Source organism: Streptomyces sp. NPDC012510 (assembly GCF_042955065.1).
Classification (GTDB): Bacteria; Actinomycetota; Actinomycetes; order Streptomycetales; family Streptomycetaceae; genus Streptomyces.
The window spans coordinates 123,348-145,763 of record NZ_JBIBEN010000024.1; the positions used below are offsets into that span (position 1 = coordinate 123,348).

General features: G+C 70.3%; 20 protein-coding genes and 2 tRNA genes. 10 read left to right on the forward strand and 12 right to left on the reverse strand.

The window, feature by feature from the left end:
* Window position 1 precedes the first annotated feature (1 nt).
* Complete coding sequence (locus ACFY9I_RS34490) at window positions 2-817, reverse strand: SOS response-associated peptidase family protein (RefSeq protein WP_391008854.1); 816 nt, start codon at window positions 815-817, stop codon at window positions 2-4.
* 1,057 nt (window positions 818-1,874) lie between these two features.
* Between ACFY9I_RS34490 and ACFY9I_RS34495 the strand changes: the two genes are divergently transcribed.
* The 4 genes from ACFY9I_RS34495 (at window position 1,875) to ACFY9I_RS34510 (ending at window position 5,577) form a co-directional block, all read left to right on the forward strand.
* Window positions 1,875-2,597 (forward strand): M50 family metallopeptidase, encoded by a 723-nt coding sequence (locus ACFY9I_RS34495; RefSeq protein ID WP_391008857.1) that lies wholly within the window; start codon window positions 1,875-1,877, stop codon window positions 2,595-2,597.
* A 165-nt stretch (window positions 2,598-2,762) separates the two neighbouring features.
* On the forward strand, window positions 2,763-4,094 hold the full coding sequence (gene aroA, locus ACFY9I_RS34500) for a 3-phosphoshikimate 1-carboxyvinyltransferase (RefSeq protein ID WP_391008860.1): 1,332 nt from the start codon (window positions 2,763-2,765) through the stop codon (window positions 4,092-4,094).
* A gap of 16 nt (window positions 4,095-4,110) precedes the next feature.
* Window positions 4,111-5,124 carry a ribosome small subunit-dependent GTPase A gene (rsgA, locus tag ACFY9I_RS34505; RefSeq protein WP_391008863.1) on the forward strand — a complete coding sequence of 338 codons (1,014 nt, stop codon included), beginning with the start codon at window positions 4,111-4,113 and terminating at the stop codon, window positions 5,122-5,124.
* A gap of 129 nt (window positions 5,125-5,253) precedes the next feature.
* Complete coding sequence (locus ACFY9I_RS34510) at window positions 5,254-5,577, forward strand: multidrug efflux SMR transporter (RefSeq protein WP_239757131.1); 324 nt, start codon at window positions 5,254-5,256, stop codon at window positions 5,575-5,577.
* A gap of 81 nt (window positions 5,578-5,658) precedes the next feature.
* Here the strand turns inward: ACFY9I_RS34510 and ACFY9I_RS34515 are convergent, their stop codons facing one another.
* Window positions 5,659-6,288: a TetR family transcriptional regulator gene (locus ACFY9I_RS34515; protein WP_391008951.1), complete on the reverse strand. Its 630-nt coding sequence runs from the start codon at window positions 6,286-6,288 to the stop codon at window positions 5,659-5,661.
* A gap of 600 nt (window positions 6,289-6,888) precedes the next feature.
* On the opposite strand from ACFY9I_RS34515, the gene hisN reads away from it, so the two are divergent.
* The 3 genes from hisN to ACFY9I_RS34530 all read left to right on the forward strand — a co-directional run bounded on the left by hisN (window position 6,889) and on the right by ACFY9I_RS34530 (window position 8,927).
* The gene (gene hisN, locus ACFY9I_RS34520; protein WP_391008866.1) at window positions 6,889-7,689 is read left to right on the forward strand and encodes a histidinol-phosphatase; all 801 of its coding nucleotides are present in this window, start codon (window positions 6,889-6,891) and stop codon (window positions 7,687-7,689) included.
* A 179-nt stretch (window positions 7,690-7,868) separates the two neighbouring features.
* On the forward strand, window positions 7,869-8,261 hold the full coding sequence (locus ACFY9I_RS34525) for a CBS domain-containing protein (RefSeq protein WP_391008869.1): 393 nt from the start codon (window positions 7,869-7,871) through the stop codon (window positions 8,259-8,261).
* A 249-nt stretch (window positions 8,262-8,510) separates the two neighbouring features.
* On the forward strand, window positions 8,511-8,927 hold the full coding sequence (locus ACFY9I_RS34530; RefSeq protein WP_391008872.1) for a transcriptional repressor: 417 nt from the start codon (window positions 8,511-8,513) through the stop codon (window positions 8,925-8,927).
* Between the two features lie 135 nt (window positions 8,928-9,062).
* Here the strand turns inward: ACFY9I_RS34530 and ACFY9I_RS34535 are convergent.
* The 4 genes from ACFY9I_RS34535 to ACFY9I_RS34550 form a co-directional block, all read right to left on the reverse strand.
* Window positions 9,063-9,136: transfer RNA gene (locus ACFY9I_RS34535), tRNA-Met, on the reverse strand.
* Between the two features lie 273 nt (window positions 9,137-9,409).
* Entirely contained in the window at window positions 9,410-11,479 is a 2,070-nt protein-coding gene (locus ACFY9I_RS34540) for a sel1 repeat family protein (RefSeq protein WP_391008875.1), read from the reverse strand.
* Window positions 11,480-11,650: 171 nt separating this feature from the next.
* Window positions 11,651-11,724, reverse strand: a tRNA-Met gene (locus ACFY9I_RS34545).
* Window positions 11,725-11,768: 44 nt separating this feature from the next.
* Complete coding sequence (locus ACFY9I_RS34550; protein ID WP_391008954.1) at window positions 11,769-14,702, reverse strand: UPF0182 family protein; 2,934 nt, start codon at window positions 14,700-14,702, stop codon at window positions 11,769-11,771.
* 163 nt (window positions 14,703-14,865) lie between these two features.
* Between ACFY9I_RS34550 and ACFY9I_RS34555 the strand changes: the two genes are divergently transcribed.
* The gene (locus tag ACFY9I_RS34555; RefSeq protein WP_391008878.1) at window positions 14,866-15,408 is read left to right on the forward strand and encodes a PPA1309 family protein; all 543 of its coding nucleotides are present in this window, start codon (window positions 14,866-14,868) and stop codon (window positions 15,406-15,408) included.
* A gap of 94 nt (window positions 15,409-15,502) precedes the next feature.
* Here ACFY9I_RS34555 and ACFY9I_RS34560 read toward each other — a convergent pair whose 3' ends face one another.
* From ACFY9I_RS34560 to ACFY9I_RS34575, 4 genes are all read right to left on the reverse strand, one after another.
* Window positions 15,503-16,600, reverse strand: coding sequence for a PDZ domain-containing protein (locus ACFY9I_RS34560; protein WP_391008881.1), 1,098 nt, complete (start codon window positions 16,598-16,600; stop codon window positions 15,503-15,505).
* 74 nt (window positions 16,601-16,674) lie between these two features.
* On the reverse strand, window positions 16,675-16,839 hold the full coding sequence (locus tag ACFY9I_RS34565; RefSeq protein WP_391008884.1) for a hypothetical protein: 165 nt from the start codon (window positions 16,837-16,839) through the stop codon (window positions 16,675-16,677).
* Between the two features lie 186 nt (window positions 16,840-17,025).
* Window positions 17,026-17,484 (reverse strand): molybdenum cofactor biosynthesis protein MoaE, encoded by a 459-nt coding sequence (locus tag ACFY9I_RS34570; protein ID WP_391008887.1) that lies wholly within the window; start codon window positions 17,482-17,484, stop codon window positions 17,026-17,028.
* Between the two features lie 46 nt (window positions 17,485-17,530).
* Window positions 17,531-18,643: an NAD-dependent epimerase/dehydratase family protein gene (locus tag ACFY9I_RS34575; protein ID WP_391008890.1), complete on the reverse strand. Its 1,113-nt coding sequence runs from the start codon at window positions 18,641-18,643 to the stop codon at window positions 17,531-17,533.
* A 189-nt stretch (window positions 18,644-18,832) separates the two neighbouring features.
* Between ACFY9I_RS34575 and ACFY9I_RS34580 the strand changes: the two genes are divergently transcribed.
* Entirely contained in the window at window positions 18,833-20,248 is a 1,416-nt protein-coding gene (locus ACFY9I_RS34580) for a zinc-dependent metalloprotease (protein ID WP_391008893.1), read from the forward strand.
* Entirely contained in the window at window positions 20,245-20,760 is a 516-nt protein-coding gene (locus ACFY9I_RS34585) for an NUDIX domain-containing protein (protein ID WP_391008896.1), read from the forward strand. Before ACFY9I_RS34580 ends, ACFY9I_RS34585 begins: the two co-directional genes overlap by 4 nt.
* Window positions 20,761-20,957: 197 nt before the next feature.
* Here ACFY9I_RS34585 and ACFY9I_RS34590 read toward each other — a convergent pair whose 3' ends face one another.
* Both ACFY9I_RS34590 and ACFY9I_RS34595 read right to left on the reverse strand, forming a co-directional pair.
* Window positions 20,958-21,710, reverse strand: a complete 753-nt coding sequence (locus ACFY9I_RS34590) for an AIM24 family protein (protein WP_391008899.1) — start codon at window positions 21,708-21,710, stop codon at window positions 20,958-20,960.
* A gap of 27 nt (window positions 21,711-21,737) precedes the next feature.
* On the reverse strand, window positions 21,738-22,415 hold the full coding sequence (locus ACFY9I_RS34595; protein ID WP_391008902.1) for an AIM24 family protein: 678 nt from the start codon (window positions 22,413-22,415) through the stop codon (window positions 21,738-21,740).
* Between the last annotated feature and the right edge of the window lies 1 nt (window position 22,416).

Consider the following 22,416-nt stretch of genomic DNA (forward strand, 5'->3'; position numbering starts at 1 on the left):
GTCAGAAGAGTGTGCCCTCCTCGGGCCCCTCCAGCTCCTTCAGCAGCTCCGGGCTGTTGTTGCGGACGTTGCTGACGGCCGTGGAGACGGGGTAGGCGCGCATCAGCCCGGCGGGCGGCGGCTCCAGCAGCCGGCGCAGATCGTCCAGGTCCGTGCGGGCCGGGTCGAGCCAGCTGTCCCAGCGGTCGGGCGTCAGCATCAGCGGCATCCGGGGGTGGATCTCGGCCAAACTGTGCGGGCCGTTCTCCGGGGCCACGGCCAGGGGGGTCGTCTCGGCCTCCGTCGTGATCACCGAGCAGGTGACCCACCAGGCCCGCGGATGGTCGTCCGGCAGTGTCCTGTCCCGCCAGAACTCGTAGAGCCCGGCCATCGCGAAGACGGAGCCGTCGGCCGGGAGCACGAAGTAGGGCTGCTTGCGCGGCCGCTTCTTCTTCCCCTCGACCTCCAGTTCCCGCTCCCCCTGGCCGGTGACCCACTCGAAGTAGCCGTCGGCGGGCAGGATGCACCGCCGGGTGGCGAAGGCACGACGGTACGACGGCTTCTCGTGCACGGTCTCCGCACGCGCGTTGATCATCCGGGCGGCGCCCTCGGGGTTCTTGGACCAGGACGGGACCAAACCCCACTTCAGCTTCCGCAGCTGGCGCACCGGTCTCTTCTCGTCGACGTCCTTGAGAGGGCGGTCGAGAACCGCGTAGACCTCCTTGGTGGGAGCCACGTTGTAGTCGGGTTCCAGAGTCTCCTCCGGCTCCCACTTCTCGATCTCGAAGACTCCTGCGAGATCCTCGGGCCCACGACTCGACGCATACCGTCCGCACATCTCAATCCGCCCCTCCGACCTGTGAAAACTCTTGATCATGCACCTCAGTCAGCACCAGGTCAGCACGGTGCTGGGTCAGCGCCACGTCCATCACCCTGCCAGCCCGGCCCGTGGAATCGTGGGTGAGGTGCCCCTACGTGTCCGCTGTCTCCTTGATGCTCTTGTGTCCGAGCCACCTGGACACATCCAAGAGTGGCAGACCGTTGCTGAGCGCGGTCGTGGCAAACCAGTGACGCAGATCAGATCTTCTTCGGGAGATCGTCTAAACCACGTCCAAACCGCATCCGACCTCGGTCGAGGAGTCCACCTGGACCCGGCCCGACGTGCACGTACGAGGTGACAGCGCCGTCCTGCACGGCGAGGCGGTGGGCGACACGGCGGGGCGCACGGAGCTCATGCTGCGCCTGTTCTGGGAACCACCGCGCGAACTGAAGGTCCAGACCGGCGAGGGCGGACACGGAGGCGGCGACGTACGGATGCTCGCCGATCTCTTCGGCGAAGCGAACCCCTCCCCGATCCGCTGGGCCGGGCGGCGGACGCCACCACCAGGGCACGTTCCCTTGTCACAGGTCTCGCCGCGAACCTGTCCTTCGAGTCGGGGCGCCCGGTGCGGACACGAGACCTGCTCGTCGAGTGAGCGCGGCCGAAGCACACTGATCATCACGACCTGTGCCGGACTCCCCGGTCCGGCACGAACCACCGCCGCACCGCAGGTGGTGCTGGTCCCTCGGCTCCCTCGGCTCCCTCGGCTCCCTCGGCTCCGTTCGGAACGACACCACGTCAGGTGTCTCCAGGTCAGCGCACAGTCGACGCACAACCGGCGCACAACCGGCGCACAGTCGGCACGGGTACGGCGAGAGCCCCGGAGTGATCCGGGGCTCTCACGCTTTGACCTGCGCTTTTGCTGCCAGGAACGATCGCTGCCACGTCAGCGTCTCAGATTACGTCCGCGCATAAGTGCCACACTGCCAGGCCCACCCGTTCCCACCACCACCCGCCGAAGTCGGGGCCACACGCCGGCCCCGTCGATCGCCACCCCGAGGAGCCACCGCAGAACATGGAAAGCACCGCAGCCACCTCGCTGGCGTCCCTGTGGGACGAGGTCTTCGGCACCCAGCCCGACCCCGACCTCTGGGTTGTCATAGCCACCGCGGTCGCTGCGCTCGCGGTGATCGTCCCGCACGGCGTCTGGCGGCTCTCGCGCAACGCCATCACCATCGCGCACGAGGGCGGCCACGGTCTGATCGCGCTGCTCACCGGCCGCACCCTGACCGGCATCCGGCTGCACTCCGACACCAGCGGCCTCACGGTCAGCCGAGGCAAGCCCACCGGCCTCGGCATGATCCTCACCGCCGCCGCCGGCTACACCGCTCCCCCACTCCTCGGCCTCGGCGGAGCAGCCCTCCTCGGCTCCGGCCGCATCACCCTGCTGCTCTGGCTGGCCACGATCCTGCTGGTCGCCATGCTGGTCATGATCCGCAACGCCTACGGCGCCCTCACGGTCGTCCTCACCGGCGGCACCTTCGTCGTCGTCTCCTGGCTGGCCGGCCCCCAGGTCCAGGCGGCCTTCGCCTACGCCGTCGTCTGGTTCCTCCTCCTCGGCGGCGTACGCCCGGCCTTCGAGCTCCAGGCGAAGCGCCGCCGGGGAGGCGCCGGCGACTCCGACGCGGACCAGCTCTCCCGCCTGACCCACGTACCGGCGACGGTCTGGCTGGTGATGTTCCACGTGGTGTCGCTGTGCGCACTGATGGGCGGCGGCAGGTGGCTGCTGAACCTCTGAGATCGCAAGCCGGGGCCGAGGTACGCGCCCCGAAAGAGGGCTGTGGGAACCGCGCGACCAGCCACGACAAACGCCGCACCCACCGGACGACCCGATCGCCCCGACCACCCGCGGCGGAGCGAACCGGCTGAGCCCGGCGGAGCTGACCCCCACTAAAGTGGGCCCATGGCCCTGAACGCACAGCCCGCCCTCTGGCCCGCCCCCCACGCGAGCGGAGCCGTCGACGCGACGGTCCACGTCCCGGGGTCCAAGTCGGTCACCAACCGCGCCCTCGTACTGGCCGCCCTCGCGAGCGAGCCCGGCTGGCTGCGCCGCCCCCTCCGCTCCCGCGACACCCTCCTGATGGCGGCGGCGCTGCGCGCGATGGGCGTCGGCATCGAGGAGACCGTCTCCTCCAGTTCCTCCGGCGCGGGCGGCTCCGGCGAGGCCTGGCGCGTCCTGCCCACCGGCCTGCACGGCCCGGCCACCGTCGACGTCGGCAACGCCGGCACGGTCATGCGCTTCCTCCCCCCGGTGGCCGCACTCGCCGACGGCCCCGTCCGCTTCGACGGCGACCCGCGCTCGTACGAGCGTCCCCTGAACGGCGTCATCGACGCCCTGCGCGTCCTCGGCGCCCGGATCGACGACGACGCCCGCGGCGCGCTCCCCCTGACGGTGCACGGCAGCGGCGCGCTGGACGGCGGCCCCGTGGCGATCGACGCGTCCTCGTCCTCGCAGTTCGTCTCGGCGCTCCTGCTGTCCGCCCCGCGCTTCAACCAGGGCGTCGAGGTCCGTCACACCGGGGCGACCCTCCCCTCCCTCCCCCACATCCGGATGACCGTCGACATGCTGCGCTCGGTCGGCGCGCAGGTGGACACCCCGGAGTCGGGCGGCGAGCCCAACGTCTGGCGGGTCACGCCGGGCGCCCTGCTCGGCCGCGACCTGACGATCGAGCCGGACCTCTCCAACGCCCAGCCCTTCCTCGCGGCGGCCCTGGTGACCGGCGGCAAGATCGTCATCCCCGACTGGCCCCTGCGCACCACGCAGCCCGGCGACCAGCTCCGCGAGATCTTCACGGAGATGGGCGGCGGCTGCGAACTCACCGAGTACGGGCTGGTGTTCACCGGTTCGGGTGCGATCCACGGCGTGGACGTGGACCTCGGCGAGGTCGGCGAACTGACCCCGGGCATCGCGGCGGTCGCCGCCCTCGCCGACTCCCCCTCGACCCTGCGCGGCGTCGCCCACCTCCGCCTGCACGAGACCGACCGCCTGGCCGCGCTCACCAAGGAGATCAACGAACTCGGCGGTGACGTCACCGAGACCGCCGACGGCCTCCACATCCGCCCGCGCCCACTGCACGGCGGTGTCTTCCACACGTACGACGACCACCGCATGGCCACCGCCGGTGCGGTCATCGGCCTGGCCGTGGAGGGCGTCCGCATCGAGAACGTGGCGACGACGGCCAAGACCCTGCCGGACTTCCCCGACATGTGGGCCGGGATGCTCGGGAAGAACTGACGGGCGGACCGGGATCATGCGCCGTTACGGCAAGCACACCGACGAGGACGACATCCGCAGCCGCCCGAACCGCAAGGGCAACCGTCCCCGTACGAACATCCGCCCGAAGCACGAGGACGCCGCCGAGGGCATGGTCCTCACCGTCGACCGGGGCCGGCTGACCTGCCTGGTCGAGGACCGGGTCGTTTTCGCGATGAAGGCCCGGGAACTGGGCCGCAAGGCCGCCGTCGTCGGTGACACGGTCGCCCTCGTCGGCGATCTGTCCGGCAAGAAGGACACCCTCGCCCGAATCGTCCGCATCGCCGACCGTACGTCGGTGCTGCGCCGCACGGCCGACGACGACGACCCCTACGAGCGCGTCGTCGTCGCCAACGCCGACCAGCTCGCCGTCGTCACCGCCCTCGCCGACCCGGAACCCCGCCCCCGCCTCATCGACCGCTGCCTGGTCGCGGCCTACGACGGCGGCCTCAGCCCCCTGCTCGTCCTGACCAAGTCGGACCTGGCCTCAGCCGACAAGCTCCTGGAGCTCTACGGCGACCTGGACATCCCCTACGTCGTGACGAGCCGCGAGGAACTGGAGACGGGCGGCGCCGCCGACCGCGTACGCGAACACCTCGCCGGCAAGGTGACCGCGTTCGTCGGCCACTCGGGCGTCGGCAAGACGACCCTGGTGAACGCCCTCGTCCCGGAGGACCGCCGCCGTACGACGGGCCATGTCAACGCGGTGACGGGCCGCGGCCGGCACACCACGACCTCGGCGCTGGCCCTCCCCCTGGCGGACTCGGACGGCGGGTGGGTGGTGGATACCCCGGGCGTACGGTCGTTCGGGCTGGCCCACATCAACCCGTCCCGGGTGATCAACGCCTTCCCGGACCTGGTGCCGGGCACGGAGGGCTGTCCGCGTGCGTGCAGTCACGACGAGCAGGACTGCGCGCTGGACCAGTGGGTGGCGGACGGGCACGCGGACCCCGCCCGGCTCTACTCACTGCGCAGGCTCCTCGCGACGCGCGAGCGACGGGAAGGCGACTGACCTCCGCGTTGTTTGCGCCCCCGTCCACCCGGTAAGTGCATAATCGCACCGAGTCCAATCCAGACCAGTCAAGATCAGCCGGGAACGGACGAAGCGGTCACGTAACGTGGGGACACGGGAGGACGAGACATGGCGTGGCTGCTGGTGGTCGTGGCGGGACTTCTGGAGACCGGGTTCGCCGTCTGTCTGAAGCTCTCGCACGGCTTCACCAGACTCTGGCCCACGGTCGCCTTCTGCGTCTTCGCGCTCGGCAGCTTCGGCCTGCTGACCCTCTCCCTGAAGAAGCTCGACGTCGGCCCCGCCTATGCCGTCTGGACGGGCATCGGCGCGGCCGGCACCGCGATCTACGGAATGATCTTCCTCGGCGACATCGTGTCGACTCTGAAGATCGTCTCGATCACCTTGGTGATCGTGGGCGTCGTGGGCCTCCAACTCTCCGGCTCAGCACACTAGTCGACTCTTGACCCTTGCCCCTGAGCCCGGCCTTGACCCTGAGCCCGGCCGCTGTTCGTGACATCGCCCTTTCTTCCCGCCCTATGACCGTGCCTGGCCGGGGGTCCGGCTGAGCTGGCGGGGCAGCGCGGTCCGCACGAGGTCGCTGACACCGCCCTCTCCCGGGGGCGCCGCCACGCAGGACAGGGCGAGCCGGACGGCGAGTTCGCAGGAACGGGCCAGCTCCACCGTGTCCGACTTGGGGGTGCCCGGCGCGGTGAGCACGGCGACGGCCCGCTCGCGCACCAGGGCCACGAAGTCGGCGGGCGCGGGCAACGGGCCGTCCGCGCGGCGCTGCGCGGGCACCGCCGAGGACGAGGGCACCGCCCGGAGCGTCGGCGAGGGCAGGCGCTCGCTCCAGCAGCCGGTGAGCATGGCCCGAATCAGCGCGTTGTTCCGGGAGGCCGCCACGGTCCACTCGGCGGTCGCGGCCAAACGGTCCCGGGTGTCCAGAGGGGTGGCCAGCGCCCGGTCGACGCCCGCCAGATAGCCGTCCGCTTCCCTCCGGACCAGGGCCCTGGCGAGCCCGTCCTTGCTGCCGAACTCGTTGTACAGCGTCTGGCGTGACACTCCGGCCACCGCCGCCACATCCACCATGCGCACCGCGGACCACGGCCGGCGCACCAGTGCCGTGTAAGCGGCGTCCAACAAGGATTCCCGCGCTGCAGGCATCATCGCCTCCCTAAAAGCGAGCGGGCGGCTCTGGCCCTCAGATTTGACGCGCATCAAGTGACTGTCAAGAGTTCGCGGCGGTCCCAGGGGGCGCACACCGGCCCCTCACGCGCCCACCCCGGACAAGGCGACACCACCGCACAACCACAGCCCTCAACGCAGAACAACCACACCCCACCCACCCACACCCCCCACGCGTGTGCCCACCCCACCGGCGGACATTCGTCAGCACGGGCACACACAACAGACAACCGCCACGACCGCTCGCACAGCAGCCAGCCACACCACTGCCGTACGCGCTGCGGGCAACCACACCACCGCCTTCGCGCCGCTGTCGCTCTCGCTCTCGCTGCGGGCAGCCGTGCCGCCGCCATCGCACCGCGCCGTTCGCGCTGCGGCAGCCGTGCCGCTAGGGCGATGGGGCACCTGCCGCTCGAGCGAAGCCGAGAGCGGGGGAGGGTGGGTGAGCGCCGGGCTGCGCACCCACCCCCGGTTCACCCCACCCCGGGCGCCCCATCACCACCGCCCGACCCGCACGCCCCCGACCGACCCCCGACCCCCGGTAGCCCCGCACCGATCTCGGCAGATACCGTTCGCCACATGGCCGACTACCTCGACGACCTCCGCTTCGCCCACGTCCTCGCGGACGCCGCCGACGCCACCACCATGGCCCGCTTCAAAGCCCTCGACCTGAAGGTCGAGACGAAGCCGGACATGACCCCGGTGAGCGAGGCCGACAAGGCCGCCGAGGAACTGATTCGCGGTCAACTCCAGCGTGCCCGCCCCCGCGACGCCATCCTCGGCGAGGAGTACGGCGTCGAGGGCACGGGCCCCCGCCGCTGGGTCGTCGACCCGATCGACGGCACCAAGAACTACGTCCGAGGCGTCCCCGTCTGGGCCACCCTGATCTCCCTGATGGAGGCGGGCGAGGGCGGCTACCAGCCGGTCGTCGGCGTAGTCTCCGCCCCCGCGCTCGGTCGCCGCTGGTGGGCCGCCAAGGGCCACGGCGCATTCACCGGCCGCAGCCTCAGCTCCGCTTCCCGGCTGCACGTCTCCCGCGTCGCCGAACTGCCGGACGCCTCCTTCGCGTACTCCTCCCTCAGCGGCTGGGAGGAGCGCGGCCTACTCAACGGCTTCCTGGACCTCACCCGCGAGGTGTGGCGCACGCGCGCGTACGGCGACTTCTGGCCCTACATGATGGTGGCCGAGGGATCGGTCGACCTCTGTGCCGAACCCGAGCTCTCCCTCTGGGACATGGCCGCCAACGCGATCATCGTGACCGAGGCGGGCGGCACCTTCACCGGCCTCGACGGCCGCCCCGGCCCGCACAGCGGCAACGCGGCGGCCTCCAACGGCCTCCTCCACGACGAGCTGCTGGGATACCTGAACGAGCGTTACTGACGCTCCCCAGTGATCCGGGGCGCCCCGAACTGACCGCGCGCGCCCCCTTGTTGACCTCCGCTTTACCTGCCACATTGAGAGTCCCCCGGCTTGTGAACTTGTGCAGTGCTCAACAGGCGCCTCCGGTGCCGAGCCTGAACCGTCTGTCACCGGGGTTCCCTAGGAGGTGGCTGAACTCCATGCTCGTCCGCGACGCCATGAGCACCGTGGTCCTCACGATCGGCCCCGATCACACCCTCCGCCAGGCCGCCGCGCTGATGTCGGCGCGCCGGATCGGCGCCGCCGTGGTTCTCGACCCGGACGCCGGCGGACTCGGCATCCTGACCGAACGCGACGTCCTCAACTCCGTCGGCCTCGGCCAGAGCCCCGACAACGAACGCGCCCATGCCCACACCACCACCGACGTCGTCTTCGCCACACCGTCCTGGACCCTGGAGGAGGCGGCCCGCGCGATGACCCACGGCGGCTTCCGTCACCTGATCGTCCTCGACCAGGGCGCCCCCATAGGCATCGTCTCGGTCCGCGACATCATCCGTTGCTGGACCCCGGCCCGACAGCACGCGACGGCGTGACCCACGAAGGACACACGCACACCACGGACATACGGAGGGGCCGGGATCTCGTAACAGGATCCCGGCCCGTCCTCGACGACAAGCGGTCCAACCCCGGCCAGTCGCGCAGGGCCTGGACGGCGACCTCCGGGCGCTTGCCGAAGCCCCATCAAGTGAACACAATCCCACACTGGACAAAATCCAAGTCAAGGTTGACTCCAAAACCACACCCGTTCGGGATCTGTTCTTCCGGCTGTTAGGCTGGCCGGTATGAGTGACCTTCTGGAGCGGCTGCGCGGACGCGGATGGCGTATGACCGCGCAGCGGCGTGTCGTCGCCGAGGTCCTGGACGGCGAACACGTCCATCTGACGGCCGACGAGGTGCACGCACGCGCTGTCGCCAAGCTGCCCGAGATCTCCCGGGCGACCGTCTACAACACCCTGGGCGAGCTGGTCTCCCTCGGTGAGGTGCTGGAGGTCGCCACGGACAAGCGGGCCAAGCGGTACGACCCCAACGCGCACCGCCCGCACCACCACCTGGTCTGCGCCCAGTGCGGCACCATCCGCGACGTCCACCCCACCGGCAACCCCCTCGCCGACCTCCCGGCCACCGAGCGTTTCGGCTTCACGGTGTCCGATGTAGAGGTCACCTACCGAGGCGTCTGCCCGAACTGCAGCGCGGCCTAGCCCGCCCCGCCTCCGACACGACAACAGAGCCCCCGGCGTTCGAAGGAACCGCCGGGGGCTTTTCCGTGCCCACTGTCCGTCGAGCAATACACCCAGGGCCCGGAACCTGATCGGTTCCGGGCCCTGGGCCTTCAGTAGCGGGGACAGGATTTGAACCTGCGACCTCTGGGTTATGAGCCCAGCGAGCTACCGAGCTGCTCCACCCCGCGTCGATGAACTGAACACTACGTCACCCTCCCCGACCAGAGCAAATCCATTAAGACCGCCCCCTGACCAGCGCCTCCGCCCGCTCCGCCCGCCCCACCCATGGGAAGTCGTGTCGCTGGGGCGATGGGGCACCCCCCGCTCGAGCGAAGCCGGGAGCGGGGGAGGGCGGGCGCGGCGGCACCCGGCAAGCGCCGGTGAGCGATCCCCGCTCCTGCCCAACCCCGGCAGAGGGCCACCATGAAGCCCCGGCCCCTGCGGCTCCCCGCCCCAGTCACCTACGCCGACAACTCATCCCGCAACGCGTCCCGCAGCCGTGCCGCCCGCTCAGCCACCTCCGCCGGCCCGAGCGTGACCGCCCGGTCGGCCCAGCGCTTCCCCTCCACCAGCTCCCCCCGACGCGCGTAGACGAGGGCAAGCCGCAGAGCCGCCCGCCCATGCCCCGCGTCGGCGGCCCGAGCCCACCAGACCGCGGCCTCCGGCTCACTCCCCTCCCGAGCGAGCAGCAACCCCAGATTGAACGCACCGTTCCGCGACCCGGACTCCGCTGCGGCCCGGTACCACCGCGCCGCCTCGACCACGTCCCCCCGCCCCGCGGCCAGCATGCCGACCCGCACCTGCGCCCGCCGATGCCCCTGCGATGCGGCCCTCTCGTACCACTCCTCGCACTCGTTCTTCTCCCGCACCGGCTCCCCCAGCTCATGCGCGGGCGCGGGCGGCCGACGCGCGTCGAGCACGGCGGCCAGCCGGTAAGCGGCCTCCGCGCTGCCCCCACCGGCGGCACACCGCAGATGGCGCTCCGCGGCCCGCTCGTCCCCGTCCCGCAGCCGCGCGATGGCGACCTGGAGCGCGGCCTCGGTGTGCCCGGCGGCGGCCGCCCGCTCGTACCAGACGAGTGCCGTGGCGTCGTCGCCCCGCCCGGCGAAAAGAATGCCCAGGTTGAAGGCGGCGTCCACGCTCCCGGCCTCCGCGGCCTTGGAGAACCACGGCTCGGCCCCGGACGCGTCGCCGACCTGGAGCAGCAGGATGGCCAGCGCGTTCGCCGCCTCCCGGTGCCCGGCGTACGCGGCGCGCCGGTACCACTGCTCGGCCTGTGCGGTCCGCCCCTGCTCGGCGCAGAGCAGCCCGAGGTTGTAGGCGCCGTTGACGTCGTCGGCGTCCATCGCGGCCCGGTACCACCGCTCGGCGGTCTGGGTCTCGCCGCGCTCGGCGTGCAGCGCGCCCAGCGCGTTCGCCGCGTTGCCGTCGCCGTCCTGGGCGGCCCGCAGCCACCACACGGCCGCGCTCTCGGTGTCACCGGCGTCCCGCAGCAGGAACCCCAGCGCGCACGCGGCGCGCGGCTCTCCGTCCTTGGCGGAGGTCAGGTACCAGCGTCCGGCCTCCTTGAGCTCCCCGCGCCGCTCCAGGATCGCCCCCAGGTGCAGGGCGGCCCGCCGGTGCCCGCGTGCGGCGGCCTGGCGGTACCACTGCTCGGCCTCCTCGGCGGCGGACGCCAAGCCACCCTCGCCACCGCCGGGCTCCGCCTCTCGGGCACCGGACCTGTGGTCCCGCACGGCGACACGCCCCTCCCGTACGGGAGCACGCCCCTCCCGTACGGGAGCACGGCCCTCTCGCCCGGTCTCCCGGCCGTCACGCACGGCCTCGCGGCTCGCGCCCCCGATCTCCAGCGCAGCGCGGGCGATTCTGCGCCCCTCGCGCACCGCCGCGCGCTCCTGCTGCTCCGCACGCTGGTCGAGCGTCCTCGCGAGCCGGTATGCGGCCTCCCGGTGACCCCGCTCGGCGGCGACCCGCATCCACCGCTCGGCGGCGGCGTCACTGCGGTGCTCCAGCAGGTCGGCGAGGGCGTACGCGCCGAGCGCGTGCCCCTGCTCGGCGGACTGACGGAGCCAGTACTCGGCGGCGGGTTCGTCGCCCCGCTCGCGGTGGTGCCGGCCGAGCGCGTGCGCGGCCGCGGCGGAACCGGCGACGGCGGCGACCCGCCACCAGTTGGCGGCCTCGTCGGCGTACCCGCGCTGGTGCAGCAGGACACCCAGGTTGTTGGCAGCCGCACGGTCCCCGGCGGCGGTGGCGCCCCGCAGATAGGGCTCGGCTCCGTCGAGGTCACCACGGCGCAGCAGCATGGCTCCGAGGACGCTCATGGCCTCGGTGTCACCGGCCTCGGCGGCGAGCCGCTGACGCGCCTCCTCGACGGCGTCCCCCGTCTCGTCCTGTTCCACCGCCTGTACGGACTCGGCCGACGACGACTCGGACTCGGCGGGCATCACAAAGTCGACAGACAGCCCAAAGTCGGCAGGCTGCGCAAACCGCCCTGTCTCCAACAGAGTTGCCTTGTCCCCCATAACGTCCATCGTCGCACCACCTGCAACCTGGGTACACCTGGTATACCGCAGCCATTGAGGTCACTACAGCGTTTTGTCGACATGCCCACAGAGCGACAAGTCAAACACAGATTTCCCAACCTCCCCCGCCAACACGTCGAAGGCCCGGATCCTTTGGAGGATCCGGGCCTTCAACTTCAGTAGCGGGGACAGGATTTGAACCTGCGACCTCTGGGTTATGAGCCCAGCGAGCTACCGAGCTGCTCCACCCCGCGCCGTTGCGTTGCAACCGTATCACGGCGCGGGGTGGAGCTCTGCATCAGCCGCTTCCAGAGCCTCCGTCGCCGCTCTTGTCGCCGTCCTCACTCCCGTTGCCGCCGGCCCCGTCGGTCTTGGCCTGCGCCTCCTCGGCCCGCTTCAGCGCGTCCTCCAGGTCCTGTTGGGCCCGGCCGTACGCCTCCCAGTCGCCGTCCTTGAGGGCCTGCTGGCCTTCGTCGAACGCCTTCTGGGCGTCCTTGAGGGCCTGTTGGACCGTGGGATCGCCGGAGGTCGGCGGCTCGTCGGTGCCCTCGTCGCCGTCGTCCACCGGTGGCTCGGTGGTCGGACCCTCGGTTTCGAACACCTTGTTGAGCGCCTCGTCGAGAGTGTCCTCGAAGGCCGTGTTGCCGCCGTAGGTGACCAGGACCTTGCGCAGCAGCGGGTACTTGAGGCCGCCGCCTCGCACATAGACCGGCTCGACGTAGAGCAGTCCGCCGTCGAGCGGGACCGTCAGGAGGTTGCCGTACTCGACCTGCGAGTCACCTCTCTTGAGAAGGCTGATGGTCTCGGCGATGTCCTGTTCGGAGTTGAACTGGCTCTGGACCTGCTTGGGTCCGTCGATCGGTTCGCTGGTCGGCAGTTTCAGGACTCTGATCTTGCCGTAATCCGCTGTGCCCGCCTCGGCGTTGACCGACACGAAGGCGCTGAGGTTGTCCCTGCCGTTCGGCGTGAGCGTCGTCGTCAGCGAGAACGCCTGTTCCAACTGGCCCGGCAGCTTCATGCTCAGGTAGTACGGCGGGACCGCGTTGCCCGAGGTGTTGGTCGGGTCGTCCGGGACCTGCCACACCTCGCTGCCGCTCAGGAACGTCTCGGCGTCCTTGACGTGGTAGCGGGTCAGCAGTTCGCGCTGGACCTTGAACAGGTCCTGCGGGTAGCGCAGATGGGCCTCCAGCGACTTGGAGATCGCCGTCTTCGGCTCCACCGTGTCCGGGAACGCCTTCATCCAGGTCTTCAGGACCGGGTCCTGGGTGTCCCACTGGTAGAGCTTGACCTGGCCGGTGTACGCGTCGACGGTCGCCTTCACCGAGTTGCGGATGTAGTTGACCTGGTTCTGCTGGGCCACCACCGCGCGCTGGCTGTTGTCCGCGGTCAGCGAGTCGGCCGTCGTGTCGCCCAGGGTTGTACGGGAGGCGTACGGATAGCCGTTGGTGGTGGTGTACGCGTCGACGATCCACTGGATCTTCCCGTCGACGACGGCCGGATAGGCGTCACCGTCGATGGTCAGCCAGGGAGCGACCGCCTCGACGCGCTCCTTGGGCGTGCGGTTGTACAGGATCCGCGAACCCTCTCCGATGGCACCGGAGTAGAGGATCTGCGGCTCGTTGAACGCCACCGCGTACGCGGCCCGGTTGACCGGGCTGGAGAGGTTGACCCCACTGCCGCCCTTGTAGCTGGTGGTCTTCTCACCGCTGTCGTCGGAGTAGTCGATCTCCTTCTGGGGACCGCCGACGATCGAGTACTGCGTGGTCTTCTCCCCGTAGTAGACACGCTGCTGGTACTCGCCCAGGTCGCCCTTGGAGGGCAGGTCGGACTCGGTGAACACCGGCCGGCCGCCGGAAGTGGCCTCGGTGCCCTTGGCGGCGACCACGCCGTAGCCGTGGGTGTAGCGGAAGTGGTCGTTGATCCAGTTGTTCTTCGGGATGCCGGCGAGGTTCAGCTCGCGCAGACCGATGACCGTGTCCTGCTCGGCGCCGTCCTCGTTGCTGTACCGGTCGACGTCCAGGTTCGTGGGGAACGCGTAGTAGTTCCGCATCTGCTGGAGCTGCTGGAACGTCGGCGAGACGATGTTCGGGTCGAGCATACGGATGCTGGCCGTGGTGTCGGCGTCCTTGCGGAGCTTGGCCTTGTCCGTGGTGTCGCTCACACCCGAGTACTCCTCGACGTCGGTCCCGTCGATGCCGTAGGCCTGCCGGGTCGCCGCCAGGTTCTTCTCGACGTACGGCGCTTCCTTGGCCTGCTCGTTCGGCTGGACCTGGAACTTCTGGACGATCGCCGGGTACAGCCCGCCGATGAGGATCGCGGAGAGCACCATCAGGCCGAAGCCGATGACCGGCAGCTGCCAGGTGCGCCGCCAGATGGTGGCGAAGAACAGCAGCGCGCAGATGACCGCGATGCAGAACAGGATCGTCTTGGCCGGCAGGTACGCGTTCGCGTCGACATAACGCAGACCCGTCCAGTTGCCGGTCGCCTTGAAGTCGCTGGACTTCACCGCGAGCCCGTACCGGTCGAGCCAGTACGCCACCGCCTTCAGCGCGACGAAGATGCCGAGGAGCACCGACAGGTGCCCGGTGGCCGCAGCCGTGGCACGCGCGCCCGGGGAGGTGACCCTGAGGCCGCCGTACAGGTAGTGCGTGAGCGCGGCGGCGATCACCGAGAGCACGGCGGCGGCGAAGCCGAAGCCGAGCAGGAAGCGGTACCAGGGCAGGTCGAAGGCGTAGAAGGCGACGTCCAGGTTGAACTGGGGGTCCTTCTGTCCGAACGACACCCCGTTGACCCACATCAACCAGGTGCGCCACTGCCCGGAGGCGGAAGCGCCGGCGATGAGGCCGATCAGGGAGGTGATCCCGAGGAGCAGCCACTTCTTGTAGGGCGCGATGCCCATGCGGTACCTGTCGAGGCTCTGCTGCTCCATCGACATGGCGCTCAGCGGCGGTCGCAGCCGGTGCGCCAGCCAGATGTTGAAGCCGACCGAGGCCGACATCAGCAGACCGAAGACGAAGAAGAGCCCGACCTTCGTCCACAGCGTGGTGGTGAAGACGGACGAGTACTTCACCGACCGGTACCAGAGCCAGTCCGTCCAGAACCCCGCGAACATGACGAACGCCATGCCGAGCACGGCAAGGACGCCCAGTGTCATGAGCAGGGTCCGGACCCGCCGGGACGGGCGGCCCACTCTCATCCGCGGCCCCGTCGGGCCTCCGCCGCGGTCCGGCATCTGGAAAGCCAAGGTGCGCACCTCGAAGTTCGCTGTCGATCCATCAGGCCCGCGTCTACGGACCCTCCAGCGGGCCCCGTGATCGTAGGGGCCTCACCTATGCAACTTACTCACGCTTTACTCGGTTCCCGCTTCCGGGAACGAACGAGGCAGGATTGTGACCATGTCCAACACTCCCATGGCAGCGAACCCCCTCACCCGGGCCGTGCTCGAGATCGACGAGTACGCCTCGGGCCTCGGCTGGGACCAGCCCGCTCGCCTCTTCGCCCTCGTAGACACCGCGCGCCTCAAGGCCCAGGAGCCCGCGCTCGCGGCCCAGCTCGGTCTGGAGGACGAGTCGGAGACCACCGGTCTCACCCCGATCGAGCAGGACGAGATCCCCGCCGGCAAGGCGCTGGACGAGTTCCTCGGCACCATCGCCTGGCCCGACGCGGTGGTCGGCTGCGCGCTGACCGTGGAGCGGCTGATGCTGCCGCCGTCCGCCGAGGCGTCCGTCCCGGAGGGCCTGGACGGGGCCCGTCTCACCAAGTGGGTCGCCTCCCACCCCGACCGCCAGGAGGTCCGGATGACCGTCGCCGTCCTGCGCGACGGCTCCCGTGACTCGGCCCTGCGCCTGCGTGAGAAGGACGCCCCGACCGAGGTCCTCACCGGTCCCGAGCTGGTACCGGGCCTGGCCGAGGCACTGTCCGCGACCTTCGTGGACTGATCTTCGGAACTACGACGATCGGATCCACGACGGTGGGTGCGCCCTCCGGCCCGGAGGGCGCACCCTCGCACGCGTACGCCGTCCCGCGCTTCCGTCAGCCCTTGGTGGCGCACTTCGGCAGGGCGGCGGTGTCGCCGGAGCGGATGTCCTCCAGGGCGCCCAGGGCGTCTTTGATGGTGTCGACCTTCACCAGGGTGAGTCCCTCGGGGGTGTCCTTGGCGGCCGCGGCGCAGTTGTCCTTGGGCGTCAGGAAGAACTCGGCGCCCTTGTCCCGCGCGCCGACCGTCTTCATCTCGATGCCGCCGATGGGGCCGACCTTGCCCGCGTCGTCGATCGTGCCGGTGCCCGCCACGAACTTGCCGCCCGTCAGATTGCCGGGGGTCAGCTTGTCGTAGATCCCGAGGGCGAACATCAGTCCGGCGCTCGGGCCGCCCACGTCGGCGAGCTTGATGTCGATGGTGAACGGGAAGGTGTGGTCCGTCCCGGCGGAGATCCCGACGATCGCCCGCTCCTTCCCGGAGTCGTCCGACTTGGCCGTGGTGATCGTGATCGTCTCGGTCTGGGTCGCCGTCCTGTTCGCCTTCTCGGCGGCGGCCTGGGCCTTGGCCGGCACGATGACGAAGTCGACGTCCTCCCCGGGCTTGTGCCTGGTGACCAGCTTCGCCACGTCCTCGGGCGCCTTGATCGCCGTACCGTCGACGGATTTGATCACGTCACCGGCGTGCAGTTTGCCCTCGGACGGGGAGCCCTTGAGGACGGTGGAGACGATCACCCAGGACTTCACGGGGATGTCCAGTTGCTTCAGGGCCGCGACCTTGGCGCTCTCCTGGGACTGGCTGAACTCCTCGGCGTTCTCCTGGGACGACTGTTCCTCGGTCTTGCCGTCCGGGTAGAGGGTGTCGTGGGGCACGACCTTGTTGTCGTGCGCCAGCCATCCGTAGACGGCCTCCACCAGATTCATCCGGTAGTCGGCGCTGGTGACCCGGACGGTGGTCATGTTCAGATGGCCGGTCGTCGGATAGGTCTTGCGCCCCGAGATGTGCAGTACCGGCTCGCCGCCGTGCTTCCCGAGCGTGTTCACCGTCGGCCCCGGCGACATCTCCGAGTAGGGCACGGGAAGGAGCACTCCCGCGCACAGGATCGCGATCAGCATCAGGGTGGAGGCGAGCATCGTCGCGGTGCGGCGTGGCATGGAACGACAGTACGGGACACCCCTGTCAGCGCACTGTCGGGGCCGTCCGTCCGGGGCGCGACGCAGGGAGGCCGCTAGCTGCCGGTGTGCGACCGCTCCATGGCCTCACGGAACCGTGAGTAACCGGCGAGCTCGGAGCCGTCCTCGATGGTTCTACGGTTCCGACTGGCCCAGCCGCCCCACAGTCCGGCACCGATCGCTGCCACCAGTGGAATCAGCAACCAGGCGAGCGCCGCCATGCCGACCTCCCAACCCCTGTCAAGCGACCGCAACTGACTGATCAGCAGATTATCCGTCCGCACCGTCAACGCTTACGCCAGGGGCCGGATTACGCAACCGGAACGCGTGCGGACCCGATTCGGTCACGGCCTCAGCAGGCCACATCCGCCCTCCCGTCGCACGACCACCGCCCCGCAACGACAACGCTACGCGCCGACCCATTCATCGGTGCCGTCGGAAAATCTCTGATGCTTCCAGATGGGCACTTCGTGCTTCAAGTCGTCGATCAGTTTCCGGCACGCCTCGAAGGCCTCGCCCCGGTGCGGACACGAAACGGCGACGACCACCGCGAGGTCCCCGATCGCCAGGTTGCCCACCCGGTGCACGGCCGCGAGCGCCCGCACCGGGTACTCGGCGACCACCTTCTCCGCGATCCGCCGCATCTCGGCCTCGGCCGTCGGGTGACACGAATAGCCGAGCTCATCGACATCGGCTCCCCCGTCGTGGTTCCGTACGGTCCCCACGAACAGCGCGGTCCCCCCGGCCGCGTCGTCCCCGACCGCCCGGAACACCTCGTCGACGGAGAGAGCCGTCTCGCGGATCCCGATCAGCTTGATGGGCTCCTCGGCCCCATGCTCACCAGGATGATCGTCATTCACTGCCATGCCTCCATCCTGCCCCACCCGGCCCGCATCAGCGGGCGCGAGTCCCTCATCGCCGCCCGCGGGCCTTCCGCGCCCGCCGCACCAACGCCGCCGTACCCAGCAGCGCCACCGTCGCACCGGCCGCACCCGCCGCCGTCGCGTCCTTCCGGCCCAGCCGCCGCCCGGCCAGGGTGTGCCGTCCGGCAACCTCCTCGAGCAGCTCCGCCAGCACTTCCTCGTTCGTCCACAGCGGCCGCCACCCGGCATCGTGCAACCGGCTCCCGCTCACGACCCACGGATACATCGTGTAGGCCAGGTCGCCGGCCGGCGACGGCGTCAGCCCGATCCGGTGCAGCCGGGCGGCGGCCCCCAGGGCGACCGCGGACGGCAGCTCCATGCGCCGGATCCCGCTGAGCTCCTCGACCTCCTCCTGCTCCAGCCACCCCTCGCACCCGACGGCAAGCTCCCCGTCGACCTTCTCCAGCACGGCGTACTCCAGCGCCCCGCACAGGTCCTCGACATGACAGAACTGCCAGGCGGGCCGTGACCCCGCGACCACGAGCAGCCGCGGCGACTCGAAGTACCTGGTCAGGGCCGTGTCCGTGCCCCCGACGAGAATCGCAGGGCGGACGACGGTGACATTGAGGCCCGGATGGGCGCGCGGCGCCCGGCGCGCGAGCCGCTCGATCTCCAGCAGATCGCCGACCCCGGTGGCCTCGGCGGTCGCCCGCAGCTCGGCGTCCTCCGAGAGCGGCAGTTCGTTGTCGGGCAGCGCCCCGTAGACCATCGCCGAGGTGCAGAGCACCACCCGGTGCACCCCGGCCGCGGCGGCCGCCGTGAGCACGGTCTGGGTGCCGCGCACGTTGTACGCGCTGCGGGCCGCCGAGTCCGTGCCCAGGTCGAGGTCGACGGCGAGGTGCACCACGACGTCCGCGCCGCGCAGCTTCTCCGCGATCGCCGGGTCCCGCACGTCCAGGATGTGCCACTGGGCGGACGCGCACTCGCCGCGCCGCTCGTCGATGGCGACGACCTGCCGGATCTCGTCGGACTCGGCGAGCCGCTCGGTGAGCAGCGCGCCCACGCCGGACGCGGCACCGGTGACCGCGACGACGGGCCCGCGCACCACGGGACTGGTTGATGGGTTTCGCGCTGCGCGAACCTGTGGATCTGGGGAACTCACCGGGCGTCTCCAGCGGTTGTCTTCAGTACGAACGCGGGTGACGCGTGCGTACCAGGTGGCATCCATCCTGCCGCAGGCCTACGGTCGGCGGAGCACCGAGGCCCGAACGCGCCGCGGTGTCTACGCTGGGTGGTGTTCGGGCAACCGTGCCGTCGGTAGATCCGACGGCCCTATCAGCCGAGGAATCCCGTGAGTGACACCCCATTCGGATTCGGCCTTCCGCCGGAGGAGCCGGACGACGGCGACGAGGGCAAGAAGAAGGACCAGCAGAGCGGTGGTGGTCAGGGACCGGCCAACCCGTTCGGCTTCGGGTTCCCCGGTGCCGGCGGCCCCGGGGCCGACAATCCGTTCGCCGCGATGTTCGGTTCCATGAACCCCACCGATCTGGGCGCCGCGTTCCAGCAGCTGGGCCAGATGCTCTCGTACGAGGGCGGCCCGGTGAACTGGGACATGGCCAAGCAGATCGCCCGCCAGACGGTCGCCCAGGGGACCTCTGACGGCACGAAGGACGCCAGTGTCGGCCCCGCCGAGCGCACCGCGGTCGAGGAGGCCGTCCGCCTGGCCGATCTGTGGCTGGACGACGCGACGTCCCTGCCGTCCGGCTCGGGCTCCGCCGTGGCCTGGTCCCGCGCGGAGTGGGTGGAGGCCACCCTGCCCGCCTGGAAGGAGCTCGTGGACCCGGTGGCCGAGCGTGTCGGCGGCGCCATGGGCGACATCCTGCCGGAGGAGATGCAGGCCATGGCGGGCCCGCTGATCGGCATGATGAAGTCGATGGGCGGCGCCATGTTCGGCCAGCAGATCGGGCAGGCCGTGGGCGTGCTCGCGGGCGAGGTGGTCGGCTCCACCGATGTCGGGCTGCCGCTCGGCCCGGCCGGCAAGGCCGCGCTGCTGCCTATCAACGTGGATGCCTTCGGCAAGGACCTGGGCGTCGCCAAGGACGAGGTGCGGCTCTACCTGGCCCTGCGCGAAGCCGCCCACCAGCGGCTCTTCGCCCATGTCCCGTGGCTTCGCTCGCACCTGTTCGGCGCGGTCGAGGGTTATGCGCGCGGGATCAAGGTCGACACGGCCAAGCTGGAGGACGTCGTCGGCCAGTTCGATCCGCAGAACCCCGAGGAGCTGCAGCAGGCGCTCCAGCAGGGCATGTTCCAGCCGGAGGACACCCCTGAGCAGAAGGCCGCCCTGGCTCGCCTGGAGACCGCTCTCGCGCTGGTGGAGGGCTGGGTGGACGCGGTGGTGCACGCCGCCGCGAAGCCGCGCCTGTCGTCCGCGGACGCCCTGCGCGAGACCCTGCGCCGTCGCCGCGCCACGGGCGGCCCGGCCGAGCAGACCTTCGCCACCCTCATCGGGCTGGAGCTGCGTCCCCGCCGTCTGCGGGACGCCTCCCGCCTGTGGGCGTCCCTGACGGACGCGCGCGGTGTCGACGGCCGTGACGCCCTGTGGGCCCACCCCGACATGCTGCCCACCGCTTCCGACCTGGACGACCCGGACGGCTTCGTCCACCGTGAGCAGTTGGACTTCTCCGAGCTGGACAAGATGCTCGGTGAGGCGGCCGGCGGTTCCCCCGAGAAGCCGGACCTGAAGAAGAAGGACGACGACACCGAGTGAGCCTGTACGACGACGCGGTCCTCGTACTGAAGAGCTACGAGGACCAGGCGGAGCTGCGCCAGGTCTACCTCGACCATCTGGCTGCCCACCCCGACGGTATGTGGAAGGCGTGCGAGGCCGGACACATCACGGCGAGCGGCATGGTGATCGACCCCGAGCACGGCCGGGTGCTGCTCACCCTCCACAAGAAGATGCGCATGTGGCTCCAGATGGGCGGCCACTGCGAGCCCGGGGACACCACCCTGGCGGGCTCCGCCCTCCGCGAGGCGACGGAGGAGTCCGGCATCGCCGGCCTGACGCTGCTCCCGGGCGGCCCCGTCCGACTCGACCGCCACCACACCCCCTGTGCCTGGCACCTGGACGTCCAGTACGCCGCCCTCGCTCCCGACGGGGCGGTCGAGGCCATCAGCGACGAGTCGCTGGACCTCCGCTGGTTCCCGTACGACGAGGTGGCGACCGTGGCCGACGACTCGGTCGTACGTCTGCTGGAGGCCACCCGGGCCCGGCTCTGATCTCGCTCCGGTGCGGCCCTGATCTCGCTCGTGTCCGGCCCTGACCTCGGTTGGAGCGGCCCTGACCTCGCTCGTTCGTGTAGGGCCGACGGTCGTTCGGTGTGCAGCCGACGGCCTGGGGGAAAGCCCCCGCCGGGGGGCAGACACGGGTAAGGGGCGTCCGCAAGGGCGGACGCCCCTTACCCGTGTCCCGCTGGTCAGTTGCGGCTGCCGCCGAGGGAGTTTCCGCTCAGCCCGCCCGCGCCCATGCCGAACTGGCCGAGTACCCCGGACGTACGCAGGTGCTGCGGTGGCAGCAGTTCACTCGGCTGGACCAGGACGTGTCCCTGGCCGGAGAAGTGCATCTCCCAGCCCTCACCGGTGGAGCCCCTGCGGCGCCATACGGCGGAGGTGGAGGTCGGCGCCTGGAGCTGCGTGCGCAGCGACGTGGACCAGGCGATGACGGCGTCCGAGTCCACACAGATGTTCTTCTCTGGTGTCACCTCGAGGGCGAGCGGCTCACCGGAGGTCATCAGGACGACCTTGCCGCCACCGGACAGCTCCAGGTTGTACGCCCCCGCCGAGGCCACCTCGACGGCACTGTCCACGGCGACGATGCCGACGTTGAGGGAGCCGTCGAAGGCGAGGACGGCGGAGGAGTCGACGGTGATGCCGCGGCCGACCTCCATGATGTGCAGGTACTGCGCGAAGTTGGCGAGATACACGATCCCGTTGCCCTTGCAGCGCATGAGTTCGAGACGCTCACCCGTCATCCGCTCGGCGTTGCGCCAACTGCGGTTGCGGTACTGGCTGTCGAACTCGACCTGCCCCTCGAAGGCGACCATGGCACCCTGGCGGGCCAGGACGGGACTGCTGCCGATGGTGACGTCGGCCTTGAGCAACTGCGGGTTCTGCAGTGTGTAGCGCTCGGTGTGGTTCACCGGGATGTGCGCGAAGAGTGTGCTGTGCATGGTGTGCTGTTCTCCTCTCAGCCCCGGTCAGCCACGGATCTTGAAACGGTCGCCGGTGTCCTCGCTGGGCTGGACGACCACGAAGCCTCGCCCCTTGAAGCCGATCTGGAAGGCCTCCCCGCTGCTCCGGCCGATCAGCGCGCCGGCCTTGATGGTGCGGCGGGCCTTCATGTCGAGGCCGTCGGTCCAGGCGATCAGCGCGTCCGGGTCGACGTAGGTCTCCCGTTCGGCGCAGTCCAGGGAGATCGGCACGCCCCGGCTGACCAGGGCGACCCATCCGGTGCCCCGGATCACGAGGTTGGTCAGACCCGAGCCGGAGAGCTTGGCGAGCCCCTTGACGGGTTCGATCGAGAGCTGGAGGGAGGCGTCGCAGGCCAGCAGGGTGGGGCCGTTGACGGACAGCGCCTCGTTGTTCAGGTGGAGGATGAGGACGTCCCCACCGTAGTCGGCGAGATACAGGTCCCCGTCGCCCCGGCAGAGCATCAGCTTGCCGCCCTCGCCGGTGACCATCTCCTCCGCGCTGCGGCGCAGCGTGGCGGGCGGGCCGTCGAACTGCACGTAACCGTCGTACGCGATCATCGAGCCGGCCTTGGCCAGGAGGTCCTGGCCGGTGACCATGGTGACCTTGAGCGTCTTGGAGCTGTGCACGCTCATGCGGACGCCGGTGGAAGCGGAGCGGTGCGCGTTGAGTGTCTGGAGGTCCATG

What these genes read in the sequence shown, in the direction of transcription:
- ACFY9I_RS34490 (WP_391008854.1), bottom strand. Translation starts at nt 817, where the DNA reads ATGTGCGGACGGTATGCGTCGAGTCGTGGGCCCGAGGATCTCGCAGGA.
- ACFY9I_RS34495 (WP_391008857.1), top strand. Translation starts at nt 1,875, where the DNA reads ATGGAAAGCACCGCAGCCACCTCGCTGGCGTCCCTGTGGGACGAGGTC.
- aroA (WP_391008860.1), top strand. Translation starts at nt 2,763, where the DNA reads ATGGCCCTGAACGCACAGCCCGCCCTCTGGCCCGCCCCCCACGCGAGC.
- rsgA (WP_391008863.1), top strand. Translation starts at nt 4,111, where the DNA reads ATGCGCCGTTACGGCAAGCACACCGACGAGGACGACATCCGCAGCCGC.
- ACFY9I_RS34510 (WP_239757131.1), top strand. Translation starts at nt 5,254, where the DNA reads ATGGCGTGGCTGCTGGTGGTCGTGGCGGGACTTCTGGAGACCGGGTTC.
- ACFY9I_RS34515 (WP_391008951.1), bottom strand. Translation starts at nt 6,288, where the DNA reads ATGCCTGCAGCGCGGGAATCCTTGTTGGACGCCGCTTACACGGCACTG.
- hisN (WP_391008866.1), top strand. Translation starts at nt 6,889, where the DNA reads ATGGCCGACTACCTCGACGACCTCCGCTTCGCCCACGTCCTCGCGGAC.
- ACFY9I_RS34525 (WP_391008869.1), top strand. Translation starts at nt 7,869, where the DNA reads ATGCTCGTCCGCGACGCCATGAGCACCGTGGTCCTCACGATCGGCCCC.
- ACFY9I_RS34530 (WP_391008872.1), top strand. Translation starts at nt 8,511, where the DNA reads ATGAGTGACCTTCTGGAGCGGCTGCGCGGACGCGGATGGCGTATGACC.
- ACFY9I_RS34540 (WP_391008875.1), bottom strand. Translation starts at nt 11,479, where the DNA reads ATGGACGTTATGGGGGACAAGGCAACTCTGTTGGAGACAGGGCGGTTT.
- ACFY9I_RS34550 (WP_391008954.1), bottom strand. Translation starts at nt 14,702, where the DNA reads ATGCCGGACCGCGGCGGAGGCCCGACGGGGCCGCGGATGAGAGTGGGC.
- ACFY9I_RS34555 (WP_391008878.1), top strand. Translation starts at nt 14,866, where the DNA reads ATGTCCAACACTCCCATGGCAGCGAACCCCCTCACCCGGGCCGTGCTC.
- ACFY9I_RS34560 (WP_391008881.1), bottom strand. Translation starts at nt 16,600, where the DNA reads ATGCCACGCCGCACCGCGACGATGCTCGCCTCCACCCTGATGCTGATC.
- ACFY9I_RS34565 (WP_391008884.1), bottom strand. Translation starts at nt 16,839, where the DNA reads ATGGCGGCGCTCGCCTGGTTGCTGATTCCACTGGTGGCAGCGATCGGT.
- ACFY9I_RS34570 (WP_391008887.1), bottom strand. Translation starts at nt 17,484, where the DNA reads ATGGCAGTGAATGACGATCATCCTGGTGAGCATGGGGCCGAGGAGCCC.
- ACFY9I_RS34590 (WP_391008899.1), bottom strand. Translation starts at nt 21,710, where the DNA reads ATGCACAGCACACTCTTCGCGCACATCCCGGTGAACCACACCGAGCGC.
- ACFY9I_RS34595 (WP_391008902.1), bottom strand. Translation starts at nt 22,415, where the DNA reads ATGGACCTCCAGACACTCAACGCGCACCGCTCCGCTTCCACCGGCGTC.